Here is a 14,442-nt window from a genome sequence, read left to right as displayed (position 1 = left end):
TAATGGAGGAAGTGTATAATATGACTACTAATTTGAATACTAACATCCGTTTAAACGCCGGGGATCTATCCTTCACTTTTACAAACAGCGGGGACTTGTTCCAAGTCCTCTACGAACGGACAATGATCAATCAATTGCTGCCAAGCATTGTGGATGGTTCATTATCCAATCTATATTTGCGAGTGCACAATGATGGAAACATTCAAGCCATTCCTTTGCTGGGCATTCATTCTTCAAGCACTGTACGTAAGGCTGGAAACCGTTTGGTTTGGGAAGGTACTGCGGAAAATATTGAATATCAAGTTATTTTCACCCCTACTGCAGGAGGAGCTTGGTTCTGGGATGTGAAGCTTACTGGACAAAATGCAGAGGTAGATCTTGTGTACGGACAGGATGTAGGGATTGCTGATATCGCCGCTGTCCGCAGTAATGAAGCTTACCTGTCACAGTATATCGATCATGCGGTATTTGAGGATCAATCCAACGGGTACGTTGTTTGCTCTAGACAGAATCAGCCGCAGGGCGGGAAATTCCCATATCTGCAACAGGGTTCACTTACCAAGGCAACAAGCTTCTCAACAGACGGTTTTCAATTCTTTGGACTGTCCTATAAAGAAACCAACCAACCAGAGAGCTTGGGTCGTGAGCAATTAAGTAATGAGATCTATCAATATGAATTTGCATATACTGCGCTGCAATCGGAACGGGTGAAGCTGAGCGGGGAAACACGGTTTGTGTTCTACGGATTGTTTAAGCAAGATCATCCAGAAGCGATCACTGCGCTAGAATTTGCTAATGATATTGCTGCGGCTTGGGATGCTGTTAAAGATTTACCTTTAGAAGCTGAAGCAGCACTTGAACGTTCTTTCTTCTCGAAGGAGCTGGGAGCACCGCTGGCTGCAGATTCGCTGACAGAGAAAGAGATCGGGGTCTTGTTTCCGGTTCGTTATCAGGAGGAGAGAGAAGGAGACACACTACTTTCCTTTTTCACGGAGAATTATGAGCACGTAGTATTAAAAGAGAAAGAAATGCGCGTAGAACGGCCACACGGCCATATCCTGATGAGTGGGGATAACGCTCGACTTAATGATAAGGTCATCACAACAACTTCTTATATGTACGGGATCTTTAACTCCCAAGTGGTAATTGGAAATACCAATTTCAACAAGCTAATGTCCAATCCAAGAAATGCGCTTAACATTCCAAAAGCTTCAGGACAACGCATTTATGTAGAGTGGAACGGTGAATATCGTTTGCTGACCATGCCTTCTCTATTTGAGGTTGGTTTCAACTATGCTCGTTGGTATTACAGAACAGATGGTGAATGCTTCATTATTACGAACTACACCACCGAAGATTCGCCGGAGATATTCCTGAATGTGCGTTCGGAAAGCGGACGAGCTTATCGTTATTTAGTCACTAATCAAATCACCATGAACGTTAATGAATACGAGCTTCCATATCAATCTAAGCAAGAAGGTGGAGCAGTAATCTTCTCGGCTGACAGAAGCGCACTAAGTGCTGGTGAATATCCCGACTTACAGTATAAATTACAGGTACAGGGTGCGGTGTTAACTCTGCAGGATGAAGGTAGACTTGTCTCTCCTGTTCAACCAACTGAAGCACCGTTAGCAGTACTGGAGCTGTCTGCCAGCAGTGAATGGACCTTGAATATTCAAGGCCTTCTGGATGGTAAGTCACTTGCTCCAAGAAATCGTTCAGCTGAGGAAGAGATTTCTGCTTATCGCGCGTTTTATGCTGGTGTGATGAATGGCTTCCGCCTGACGCTTGGGGACGGAACAGAAGGTGAACTGTTTAAGGTTAACGCTCTGACTTGGTGGTACACACATAACATGCTGGTTCACTATTCGGTTCCACATGGTTTAGAGCAATATGGTGGCGCTGCTTGGGGAACCCGGGATGTATGTCAGGGACCTGTGGAATATTTCATGGCTACGCAAAAATACGAACAGGTTCGTGAAATTTTGCTGACGCTGTATAGTCATCAATATGAAGATGATGGCAACTGGCCACAGTGGTTCATGTTTGATAAATACACGAAGATACAACAAGAAGAAAGTCATGGAGATATTATTGTATGGCCGCTTAAGGTGCTTGGAGACTACTTGGCAGTAACTCAGGATTACAGCATCTTGGGAGCAACAGTACCGTATACCCGTAAGCACAGCTTTGACTTTACAGAAGAAAAAGCGACGTTGCTGGATCACGCACGGAAGGAAATTGCTTATATTAAGGATCATTTCCTGCATGACACACATCTGTCTTCTTACGGTGATGGAGACTGGGATGATACGCTCCAGCCTGCAAATCCACAGCTGAAGCAGTATATGGTTAGCAGCTGGACAGTGGCGCTTACCTATCAGACACTTAATCAGTTCTCAGAGGTACTTCGTTCAGTTGATCAAGCTGAGGCAGAGGAACTGAAGGCGATGGTGGAAGGAATCCGTAAGGATTTCCATACTCATATGCTTCAATCCGAAGTGATTCCTGGCTTCCTGTATATGGAGGACCCTGAGCAAATTAAACTTATGGTGCACCCAAGTGACACAGAAACAGGTATTCAGTACCGTCTGCTGCCTATGACGCGCAGTATGATCAGTGAGCTGCTTACTCCGGAACAGGCCGAAGCACACTATGATGTCATTCAGGATAAACTATTCTGCCCTGACGGTGTGCGTCTGATGAATCGTCCAGCTCAATATGTTGGCGGGGTCAGCACTCATTTCAAACGTGCGGAGCAAGCGGCTAACTTTGGCCGGGAAATTGGACTTCAGTATGTGCATGCACATATCCGTTATGTAGAGGCTATGGCCAAGCTCGGTAAAACCGATCAGGTCTGGAAGGGTCTGGCAGCGATTAATCCGATCGGAATCCGCGATGTGGTGCCAAACGCTGAACTACGTCAAGCTAACTCCTATTTCAGTAGCTCGGATGGTAAATTTAACACCCGTTATGAGGCACAGGAGAATTTCGATAAACTGCGCAATGGTGACGTAGCTGTTAAAGGTGGCTGGAGAATCTATTCCAGCGGTCCTGGGATCTATATGAACCAGTTAATCTCGAATGCACTGGGGATCCGTACGGAAGGTGGAGACTTAATTGTTGACCCTATTCTGCCGGAATCGCTGGATGGAATGCACTTTAGCTTTGAATATGCAGGCACTAAGGTAGACTTTATCTATCACCTTACAGGTCGTGAGATTAGTCAAATTACTATCAACGGTACGGAAGTGCAAACAGAAGGTACACCTAACCGCTATCGTAGTGGTGGTGTTCGCATCAAACGTGCGGACTTTGATCGTCTCAGCACGGAAGCTGGAAATGTGATAGAGATTTATAAGTAACATTATATATAGAAGGGCAATCTCCGCGTTAAGCGCGGAAATTGCCCTTTTTTTGTGTTTTTTACATTCGGCTCGGTGTCGGTAACCCAAGCACTTCGAGCACATCTCCCAAGATGTCCTTGAATCTTGAAGTGAGCCAGAGGCGGAATTCGATCGTAGCTGGATCTCCTTTTAGAATCGGACATCCAGAATAGAAGTTGTTGAACAGTGTAGCTAAGGTATGTGCGTAAGTGCAGAGCGTATTTGGCGTTAACTCTATACTTGCTGAATGTAATATCTCCGGCCAGAGGCTTAGCTGTCTTAGCAGGGCAAGCTCTGCTTTTTCCAATTCGGAAGGGAACTGAAGCTGTGCGGCAGCTGTAAGGATTGGGATCGTAGCTTTACTCAAAACGCTTGTCGCACGCGCAAAAGTATACATCAGATAAACTCCGGTATTGCCGGATATTTCGGTAGCCTGTTTGAAATCAAACACGATTTCCGTTCCTAAATTAAACCGTAGCAGATAGTAGCGAATCGCAGCAGTGGCAATCAATCGGCTGGAGAGGCCGTCTTTATCGGAACGTGAGTGCTCAATGTTCTGTTCCATAAGCTCCACCAGATCGCTTACCTTAATCCCGATTCCCTGACGTCCGGACATAGCATAAGAAGATTTGCCTTCTGAAATATCTATACCCAGCTCGGCCGCCGAAGCGGGACTAAGAGATACAACACCATAGCTCACATGATGGAGTTTGTCTGCTTGCTCGTTATAACCTAGTGCCCCTAAGGCTTGCTTAACCATCTGTTGTGGATATTCCTGTCTGTAATCGATCACATTGATGACTCTGTCCGCCTGCCCATAAGATTCTTGGGTTCCAGTTAATCCAGTTGTCCATAAACCGGACGAGAATTCGCTAAAGGAGAAATCTTTGGTCAAAAGACCAAATTTCCAGAGATGATAGGCAATATCTTTGGCTGTATACGTTAAAATCCCATTCGAACGCACCAGCACCTTATCGAGCTGATGCTCCTCTGAATCCGCTCCAATGTTAGCCTCTGTTCCTTGCTTCAGCACCCAGCAGCCTGCGAGTTTACCTTCAGTCTCTTGTACAAAAACGGCTGTCTGCTTCAGTAGCTCAGCTGCGGCTGCCCAAAATCCCTCTTTTAAAATACTGCTCTCCCATACCAGCAAATCATAATAAATCCCAAAATGTTTCATTTCCTCTACATGCTCTCTAACGATGCGTTCAGCTACAAGGTTGCCCAGCCAGGCTTCGTTACCGCCCCCTAGTTCAAGGGAGTGAAGTATATCTGTGCGCTTGTGTGTCATCTCTGGGTTCAGCGCATATTCTTTGTTCACTTTGGCATAAAGATCCCAGCAAAAATCACCGAAACGTTGGTGTTCCCCTTCTAAAGATATATTTAATAATCCAACAACTGTATCCGCCAGCTGATTGCCGAGATCATCAATGTAGTTATGGACCTCTACGTTATACCCAGTTCTTTTCATAATTCTGACTAGAGTATCGCCGATACAGGCGTTTCTTAGATGACCTACGTGAGCGGCTTTGTTGGGGTTGATAGAAGTGTGCTCGATGATGACTTTTTCCCCAGTGCTGGCAGGCAGTTCAAAGGAATGTTCAGCCCAGCTTTGCCAATTCATATACAAATTGATAAATCCGGGAGCAGCGACTTCAACTTTTTGTAAAAGACCGGCGAGGCGCCCTTGGAATTGAAGTTCTGCTTTCACTAATTCTGCTATGACCATTGGGGATTTTCGTAAAGTTTTGGCTAGCTGCATAGCGATATTGCATGAATAATCACCATGTTCTAGATTTGCTGGCTGTTCGATCAGAATGGCAATGTCCTCTGGATAGTCAGCTCCTAAGGTATTGAATACACGTTGTACACTGTGCTCGATTCCGTCTTTGATGATTTGATTTAACATGGTATACCCTCCTTTGAAAATACAAAAAAGCCCTCGTCTCAAAAGAGACGAGGGCTTTAGCGCTCGCGGTACCACTCTCGTTGCTGAACAAGTTGTTCAGCCACCTTACGGGATAACGGCCTTCAGCCGGGACTTCCTACTAAGGTTCAGAAGTCCATCTCACGGGTGCGCTTCATTAAAGGGATCTGTACCGGCTTACACTCTCCCGGCTCGCTGAGGACTAGATCTCGTTAATTACTCTCCCGCTCATCGATGCTTAATTAATTTTTACCAGTATACCTAATATTTCATAAAAAGCAATAGTGGTTAGCTTCTTAACAATCTTGGTTGCTCTTTGTTGTTAGATTATCAGTTTAGTAGATTATAAATTTGGAAAAAGAAGGATGTCTTGTTATAGGACTAGCTGTTCCTTTGCACAACAGTCCACACGCTAACTCAAGCCAAGGAATATTACTATATGGAGCCACTAATCTTTCAATTTGTAGTGGAAGGGAGGAGTGAATAAAACATGGCTATTTTTTCTACTGGACCTATAGATAACAGCCCGATCCTAGGGGTCAGACCGTCGCAACTGGTAACCGTAAAAGTAGTTAATCGGGATTCTCTTAATCCTTATAATCTAGTTATTCAAGGTTTCCTTCTTAACGGATCAAGAACGATGTATGTGAATGAAACAGTAAATCTAGCACCTAATCAAGTTTTAACTAAGAACTATTTTGCCGACTTGGACGCATTTGAATTTGTGTTTACAACAGTAGAAGCAGTTGAAGCAGAGGTTGGGATTTCAGTCTGGGGAAAACAGAACTCGGGGGCATTGGTAGATCCTCATCGCATAGTTGCGTGGGAGAAGCAGGCAGTATTAATTTAATAATTATTTTTGTGACACAGTTAACGTTAAAGGAGTGATGAGAAATTGAGTTATTTATCTACCGGACCGATAGACAATAGTATGGTAGGGGGTGTAAGACCTACTCAGCATGTTACTGTCAAAATTGATAACCGAAGTGACATTGATTCATCAATGGCTCTTGTTCAAGGATACTATATGGATGGGACAAGAACTTTATATGTAAGCGAGCTGATAAATGTAGCACCTAATGAAGTTATAACACGTGATTATTATGGCGATTTTGATGCGTTCGAATTTATTTTTACAACTACAAGTCTGGTAGATGATCCGATTCAAATCTCAGTATGGGGAAAAAATAGCGTTGGCCAGATTGTGACTGCCCATCGACTTGTACATGCAGAATTGCTTGGTGTAACGCAAGGAATAACTGGCGCGACCGGCGCGACCGGGGCGACTGGTGCAACGGGAGCGGATGGAGCAACAGGAGCAACGGGAGCGACCGGCGCAGGAGAGACTGGAGCTACTGGTGCAGATGGAGTGACTGGGGCGACTGGTGCAACGGGAGCGGATGGAGCAACTGGAGCGACTGGAGCGACTGGAGCAGGAGAGACTGGGGCAACAGGTGCCGATGGAGCTACAGGTGCAACTGGTGCAACCGGAGCGGATGGAGTAACTGGAGCGACCGGAGCAGGAGAGACTGGAGCTACAGGAGCAGACGGAGTAACTGGGGCGACTGGTGCAACGGGAGCAGACGGAGCAACTGGAGCGACCGGAGCAGGAGAGACAGGTGCAACAGGTGCAGATGGAGTGACTGGTGCAACGGGAGCGGATGGAGCAACGGGTGCAACGGGAGCAGACGGAGCAACCGGGGCGACCGGAGCAGGAGAGACTGGAGCTACAGGAGCAAACGGAGTAACTGGGGCGACTGGTGCAACGGGAGCAGACGGAGCAACTGGAGCGACCGGAGCAGGAGAGACAGGGGCAACAGGTGCAACAGGTGCAGATGGAGTGACTGGTGCAACCGGAGCGGATGGAGCAACGGGTGCAACGGGAGCAGACGGAGCAACGGGGGCGACCGGAGCAGGAGAGACTGGGGCAACAGGAGCAGATGGAGCTACAGGTGCAACAGGAGCAACGGGAGCAGACGGAGCAACGGGAGCGACTGGAGCAGGAGAGACTGGGGCGACTGGAGTCGATGGAGCAACTGGGGCGACTGGTGCAACGGGAGCTGACGGAGCAACGGGAGCGACCGGAGCAGGAGAGACTGGAGCTACAGGAGCAAACGGAGTAACTGGTGCAACGGGGGCGACTGGTGCAACCGGAGCGGATGGAGCAACGGGTGCAACGGGAGCAGACGGAGCAACCGGGGCGACCGGAGCAGGAGAGACTGGGGCAACAGGAGCAGATGGAGCTACAGGTGCAACAGGAGCAACGGGAGCAGACGGAGCAACGGGAGCGACAGGAGCAACGGGTGCTACCGGAGCGACCGGAGCAGGAGAAACTGGGGCGACTGGAGTCGATGGAGCAACTGGGGCGACTGGTGCAACGGGAGCTGACGGAGCAACGGGAGCGACCGGAGCAGGAGAGACTGGAGCTACAGGAGCAAACGGAGTAACTGGTGCAACGGGGGCGACTGGTGCAACCGGAGCGGATGGAGCAACAGGAGCAACGGGAGCGACCGGAGCAACGGGAGTAGCTGGGGCAACCGGAGCAACGGGTGAAGCTGGAGCGACTGGAGCAACGGGAGTAGCTGGGGCAACCGGAGCAACAGGAGTAGCTGGTGTAACCGGAGCAACGGGTGAAACAGGAGTAACCGGAGCGACTGGAGTAGCAGGAGCAACTGGAGCAACAGGAGTAGCTGGTGTAACCGGAGCAACGGGAGTAGCTGGTGTAACCGGAGCAACGGGTGAAACAGGAGTGACCGGAGCGACTGGAGTAGCAGGAGCAACGGGAGCAACAGGAGTAGCTGGTGTAACCGGAGCAACGGGTGAAGCTGGAGTGACCGGAGCGACTGGAGTAGCAGGAGCAACGGGGGCAACAGGAGTAGCTGGAGTAACGGGAACAACGGGAGTAACAGGAGCGACTGGAATAGCTGGTGTAACCGGAGCAACAGGAGTAGCTGGTGTAACTGGAGCAACAGGAGTTGGAGTGGCCGGAGCTACCGGAGCTACCGGAGCAACTGGGCTCACTGGTGCAACAGGTGCAACCGGAGTAACTGGAGCTACAGGTCCGAACATTCAACAAGAAGGGTTTTCTGCTTTCAAGCCCTCATTGGCAATTTCCACATCTACACAATTAACTGGCTGGACTGTGACAACACCTTTTTATGATAGCCCGTCTTTCGACGAAGTTGGCGGAAATTATACCATTCCGACAACTGGTAGATATTCGATTGAAGCGACTATCAATTATTCTACAACTGCCTCACTTTCTATCAGTCTTGGTGCTGGAGTTAATCCGGCTTTCGTAGTTCAGAGAACTTCTCCTACTGCAACAAATCTGGTAAGTGGGTTGTTCCCAGTACTTGATGTGAATGTTGCACTTATATTAGATTTGAGAGCAATTTTGGGAAGTGGTACTGTGACGCTGGCTGGAGAATTTGCATTAACCGCAGGTGATGTGATTGGCTTGTTCTATGTGGCAAATGGTTTGACGGTTCCTTTGAATTTGGGTGGAGCGAACTCAGCAGGTATCGTCTGGTCTGTTCATGAATTAACTTAAGCTTATTTATCTTCAAGTTCAGTGTTTATAACAGGGGTAATTCGGTAGCCGTTAGTGTGGCTCTCGGGTTACCCCCTGTTTTGTTGGCATATGTTATAAGTCGACTGGAATGTTGCTTATTAGATTCTTATTCTATTAAACCAGTACGGATTTTCAGCTTATTTTAATAAATCAAATATGTGTAATAGTAGTTTTTAAATGGATGTCCACACCTTAATTCAAAACAAGAATAATACTATAAAGAGCCAAAAAATATGAACTAATTTTCTAGGCTCATAGATTATCAACTTAGAGTAGGTGGGAGGAATGATTATAGATAAAAACACATTTTATACAAAGCTATTGAGGAGAATCTTGTTCGATTGATTTGATTTTTGAAATTCAAATAATACGAGTATTTTAAAATCTATACAAAATGAGGTGTTGAAAATTGAGTCAACTATCTACTGGTCCCATAGAAAATAATCTGGTAGGGGGTGTAAGACCTACTCAGCTTGTTACTCTTAAAATTGTCAATCAGAGCGATGACACTCCGTCAACAGTTCAAGTCGAAGGTTATTATATGAATGGGACAAGAACTTTATATGTAAGTGAGCTGGTTAATGTAGCTCCTAATCAAGTAATTACTAATGATTATTATGCAAACTTTGATTCATTTGAATTTTTATTCACAACACCAATTATGATTGATGATCCCATTCAAATTTCAGTTTGGGGGAAAAGCAGCACAGGTCAATTAGTGACTGCTCACCGCCTTGTCTACTCTGAATTATATGGAGAAAATATAGGAATTACAGGTGCTACTGGAGCTACTGGAGCTACAGGAAGCGTTGGTGCAACGGGAGCGACAGGTGCTGGCGTAACCGGAGCCACAGGTGCTGGAGTAACGGGAGCGACAGGAAGTGCAGGGGCAACGGGAGCGACAGGAACTGCTGGAGCAACGGGAGCAACAGGAAGCACTGGAGCAACGGGAGCAACAGGAAGCACTGGAGCAACGGGAGCGACAGGTGCTGGCGTAACCGGAGCAACAGGAACTGCTGGAGCAACGGGAGCAACAGGAACTGCTGGAGCAACGGGAGCGACAGGAACTGCTGGTGTAACGGGAGCGACAGGAAGTGCTGGTGTAACGGGAGCAACGGGAACTGCTGGAGCAACGGGAGCGACAGGTGCTGGCGTAACCGGAGCAACAGGAACTGCTGGAGCAACGGGAGCGACAGGAACTGCTGGAGTAACGGGAGCGACAGGAACTGCTGGCGTAACGGGAGCAACGGGAACTGCTGGAGCAACGGGAGCGACAGGAACTGCTGGAGCCACGGGAGCGACAGGAACTGCTGGCGTAACGGGAGCGACAGGAACTGCTGGCGTAACGGGAGCGACAGGAAGTGCTGGAGCCACGGGAGCGACAGGAACTGCTGGCGTAACGGGAGCGACAGGAACTGCTGGTGTAACTGGAGCGACAGGAACTGCAGGAGCCACGGGAGCAACAGGAACTGCAGGAGCAACGGGAGCGACAGGAACTGCTGGTGTAACTGGAGCGACAGGTGCTGGCGTAACTGGAGCAACAGGAACTGCTGGTGTAACTGGAGCAACAGGTGCTACTGGTTCAGGTGCAATTATTCCATATTCTTCTGGTCTTCCAGTAGCAATGACCACTGTATTAGGGGGGCTTTTGAATACTTCAAGTGCAGTTGGTTTTGGTAGCAGTGCAACCAATATCAGTATTACAGGCGGTACTATAGATCTCACCGGAGCGGCTGGAACCTTGCTGAACTTTGCGTTCTCGGTTCCTAGAACTGGAACGCTTACGTCTATGGCAGCCTATTTTAGTGCGACAGCTTCCGTTAGTTTAGTGGGGTCTACGGTAACAATCACGGCTCAATTATACAGATCTACTACACCTAACAATACCTTCACAGCAGTACCTGGGGCTTTAGTTACGTTAAGTCCTCCGCTTACAGGATTAATTGCTCTTGGAACTATTAGCAGTGGTAATACCACAGGTTTGAGCATCCCTGTAACTGTGGGAGAACGCTTGTTGTTGGTCTTCACTTCGACGGTCACGGCTGGCATTGACGTTGCAACAACTGTTGCTGGCTATGCTAGTGCAGGAGTTACAATCGCATAATCTGAAGAAAAAGGGATATCCCGATAGCCCTATGGGCTGCAGGATATCCTGATTTTTTCTCCAATATTGTTATTTAGATCATCAGAATCTCCCGGATATCTTGCTCTGTAAGGGTAGACAGGCTTTCTTGACCTGGCTGGATGACCTCATCAATCAAGTTCTTTTTCTTCTGCTGCAGCTCATACATCTTGTCCTCTACGGTGCCTTGGGTGACGAGACGAATTACTTGCACTACATTTTTCTGCCCAATCCGGTGAGCCCGATCCGCAGCTTGCTGCTCGACGGCAGGGTTCCACCAAAGATCGTAAAGGATTACAGTGTCTGCCCCAGTTAGGTTGAGCCCAGTCCCGCCGGCCTTTAAGGAGATTAAGAAAATATCACGCTCTCCTTCATTAAATTTATTACATAAATCTACTCGTTGAGAAACAGGCGTTTGACCATCTAAATAAAAGTATGGAATGCCCTGATATCCTAGTTCACGTCCAATCAGGCCGAGCATCTCTGTGAATTGTGAGAATACTAACATACGTTTACCCGAACTGCGACATTCTTCTATAATTTCGAGCAGCTGCTCGAATTTAGCAGAGCTTCCTTCATATCCATCGACAAAAAGAGCAGGGTGGCAGCACAACTGGCGCAGACGAGTTAGTCCCGCCAGAACTTTGATCCGATTATTATTGCCGAAGCTATCTTGGGTCAAATGCTTAAGCGCCTCTTTTTTCAAACGGGCGAGATAAGCTACATATAACTTTTTTTGCTCCGGCAGCAGTTCACATGCTTGTACGGATTCGATTTTGTCCGGAAGTTCCTTTAACACATCACTCTTTAAGCGCCGCAGCAAAAAGGGACGCGCCCGCTTCGCAACCGTTTCTCTTGGTAAATCATGAAAAGCTTTTTTGCCTGGAAACAACCCAGGGAACACGGTGCCGAAAATGGACCATAAATCTTCCAACGCATTCTCCACGGGAGTACCCGTAAGTGCAAAACGGTGCCGGGCTTGAAGCGCCATTACAGCTTGGGATGTCTGTGTAGTATGGTTTTTTATAGTTTGTGCTTCATCGAGAATCAGGGTATGAAAAGACTTTTTAGCATACAGCTGAACATCTCTGCGAAGCAACGGATAAGAAGTGATGATTACATCAGCTTTTGCTGTATTTTTTAAAATCCGCCCGCGCTCAATTAGATTACCGTCTGCAATGACAGCTTTGATCTCTGGCGTGAATTTTTTAAGCTCATTAAGCCAGTTATAAGTGAGAGACGCAGGAGCGACAATTAGGGCAGGCAGTCCATTCTGGCGGATCTCTGGAAGTTCTGACAGGAGAAAAGCGATACTTTGCAGCGTTTTGCCTAACCCCATATCATCCGCCAAAATACCACCAAAACGGTAATGGGCCAACGTCTTCAACCACTGAAATCCATATTGTTGATAATCCCTTAGCACAGGAACCAGACTGTCAGGTATAGGAAAATCAAGATTCTCAGGATTCCGCATGTTCGCAAGTAACCTTTTAAAGGATCTGCCCAGCTTAATGGAGTCACTCTTAGCATCCGTGGAGGTCAAATGTAGCCCGCGAACAACGGGCAGAGAAAATTCCACCCCTTTGATCTCACCTTCCCGGATGCCTATATCATTCATAAAGGTAATGATTTCTTGAAGCTCCTCGCTCTCCAGTGGTAGCAGGGCCCCATCAGGCAAGCGGTAGTATCTGCGTTTTTCCTGCAGGGATTTCAGAACCATAACAATCTCAGCTTCTGGAATCCCCCCCATATCGAATTTAAAATCAAGCCAGTCCGTCTTTTCATTCCAACTAATGCTCACCTTAGGGGGTGTAGTGCTCGTAAACAGTCTTGCTTTGACTGCGGAGGTCGCATAGACCGAAAGCAGCGGTTCCAGCAGCGGAATGGTATGGTACAAAAAATCGTACTCGCCCTCTTCGTCTGTCATAATATATCCGCCCTCAGTTTTAGCGAAGGATTCGTGTTCCATCAGCTCCAGAATGCGAGCTTCTCCCTCCCCGTCTCGCAAAAGAATCAAATTCGTCCCGCGAACATGGGCTTTTTCATCTAAAGGGTTGATCACAATGTCACCATATTGGAACTCTAGTCCGGCGAGCAGCCGATCTCTCACACGGTCCAGATAAAGCCTCGCGATAAGCCTATGTTGAACAATTCGATCCGCAATGGAGTCGGCGATATGGACGTTGCCCAGCTTTTTCAGACCAGGAATAACCTTGTCCATAAAAGACTCCATTTGCTCGGGGGCAATATCGATACCATTTCGGCGGGAGGAATCCAGCATTTTTTTCATTTCAGCAAGGCGTATGCATTCTTGAGGGGATAGCTTCAGCAACTTACCTTCCGACAGTACTATCCCGTAATCTTCTAAGACCGAAATCTGCTCAAGTCCTTGAATATCCAGATGATATCCATCCTCTTCTGCCTGTTCAAATTCAAAGCTGAGTGGAGGCGCCTCATTGGACACGTGGATGCCTTCGTATAGCACCTCTTCTTGTTGCAAAAATACCGACGAGACCTCTGAAAGCGCAGGTTGAAGCGACTCCCAGAAAAAAGGAGGGACGGCCAGCAACCGATCTCCCCCAATACTCCCCCCATAAGGTGAGTAAGGAGTGACGTTATCGCGGTACATTTTTTCATTTAATACAATATCAATCAGCTTCTGTAGAACAACATTATCTTCCTTCCGGAAGCTGTAAATGGCAGGATCATAAATAAAATGTTTCGTGAACTCAAAGGATTCTCCGCGGTGTACACTTTCTAGAAATCCCCTTATTTTCTGAACAATATATAGACGTTTTGGACCGACTTTCATTTCTATACCCAGCATGGTGTGGCTGTAACTATAAGTGAACGGCTTGCATGTAAACTCTATATTTAGAGGAAGTCTGTTATCTACAAAAGCCCCCGTACCGCTAGGACGCGGTGTATGGTTGCTGAACATCCCCAGTAGGCTGCTCACGAGCTGTTGATCTTTGGACTTTCCCCCCTTGTCTTGCGCAGTATCTGTAAAAATACGTGGGGTTAGAATCTCAGTATCTTCTATAGAAGACAGGTGCGAAGTATCGGTAAGCTCTGAACGATCTCGGCCAGTTTTAAGGGCGTCAACGTTGATCATTACAGCCGCGATATGTTTACAGAATGGCCCCCCATGGGAGTAGGCTGGACAATTACACTCTGCCTGGACATCCCCATCAATATCAATGACCACCATAACTTCATAGTCGATCGCCCCCTGAACAATGGCTTCATATCGAGAGCGGGGCAAATCTGGAATGGAGTCATTGTATTCTTCAACTTCAATTATATCGACACTTTCAGTTTGGTAATAAGCTAATCCTTTTTCAAAAATAGACTTGCCGCACAGCAGTTTGATTACCCGTTCTGATACACTAAAGCCCATAACATAATTCCTTCCTCATAACTTGATCTCGAAAAG

General features: G+C 47.3%; 6 protein-coding genes and 1 other annotated feature. Of the genes, 4 read left to right on the top strand and 2 right to left on the bottom strand.

Going from position 1 to position 14,442, the window contains the following annotated elements:
* The first annotated feature begins 20 nt into the window (after positions 1-20).
* Complete coding sequence (locus MHI25_RS25155) at positions 21-3,365, top strand: cellobiose phosphorylase (protein WP_340394546.1); 3,345 nt, start codon at positions 21-23, stop codon at positions 3,363-3,365.
* Positions 3,366-3,426: 61 nt separating this feature from the next.
* Here the strand turns inward: MHI25_RS25155 and argS are convergent, their stop codons facing one another.
* Positions 3,427-5,292, bottom strand: a complete 1,866-nt coding sequence (gene argS / locus MHI25_RS25150) for an arginine--tRNA ligase (RefSeq protein ID WP_340394545.1) — start codon at positions 5,290-5,292, stop codon at positions 3,427-3,429.
* 40 nt (positions 5,293-5,332) lie between these two features.
* Positions 5,333-5,551, bottom strand: a binding site (T-box leader).
* A gap of 249 nt (positions 5,552-5,800) precedes the next feature.
* Here argS and MHI25_RS25145 point away from each other — a divergent pair.
* From MHI25_RS25145 to MHI25_RS25135, 3 genes are all read left to right on the top strand, one after another.
* Positions 5,801-6,160 (top strand): hypothetical protein, encoded by a 360-nt coding sequence (locus tag MHI25_RS25145; protein WP_036687001.1) that lies wholly within the window; start codon positions 5,801-5,803, stop codon positions 6,158-6,160.
* A 45-nt stretch (positions 6,161-6,205) separates the two neighbouring features.
* Positions 6,206-8,863: a collagen-like protein gene (locus MHI25_RS25140; RefSeq protein WP_340394544.1), complete on the top strand. Its 2,658-nt coding sequence runs from the start codon at positions 6,206-6,208 to the stop codon at positions 8,861-8,863.
* A gap of 430 nt (positions 8,864-9,293) precedes the next feature.
* Complete coding sequence (locus MHI25_RS25135; RefSeq protein ID WP_340394543.1) at positions 9,294-10,988, top strand: exosporium glycoprotein BclB-related protein; 1,695 nt, start codon at positions 9,294-9,296, stop codon at positions 10,986-10,988.
* Between the two features lie 73 nt (positions 10,989-11,061).
* On the opposite strand, the gene MHI25_RS25130 is transcribed toward MHI25_RS25135, so the two are convergent.
* A complete protein-coding gene (locus MHI25_RS25130) occupies positions 11,062-14,406 on the bottom strand; it encodes an SNF2 helicase associated domain-containing protein (RefSeq protein ID WP_339281363.1) in 3,345 nt (1,114 codons plus the stop codon).
* Between the last annotated feature and the right edge of the window lie 36 nt (positions 14,407-14,442).

The organism is Paenibacillus sp. FSL E2-0177, from assembly GCF_037992975.1.
GTDB classification, from domain to species: Bacteria; Bacillota; Bacilli; order Paenibacillales; family Paenibacillaceae; genus Paenibacillus_AQ; species Paenibacillus_AQ odorifer.
The sequence above is the reverse complement of the archived record's forward strand: the minus strand, read 5'-3'. Positions and strand labels throughout refer to the sequence as shown.

Coding starts and splice junctions, on each gene's coding strand:
- MHI25_RS25145 (WP_036687001.1), top strand. CDS start 5,801: ATGGCTATTTTTTCTACTGGACCTATAGATAACAGCCCGATCCTAGGG.
- MHI25_RS25130 (WP_339281363.1), bottom strand. CDS start 14,406: ATGGGCTTTAGTGTATCAGAACGGGTAATCAAACTGCTGTGCGGCAAG.
- MHI25_RS25155 (WP_340394546.1), top strand. CDS start 21: ATGACTACTAATTTGAATACTAACATCCGTTTAAACGCCGGGGATCTA.
- argS (WP_340394545.1), bottom strand. CDS start 5,292: ATGTTAAATCAAATCATCAAAGACGGAATCGAGCACAGTGTACAACGT.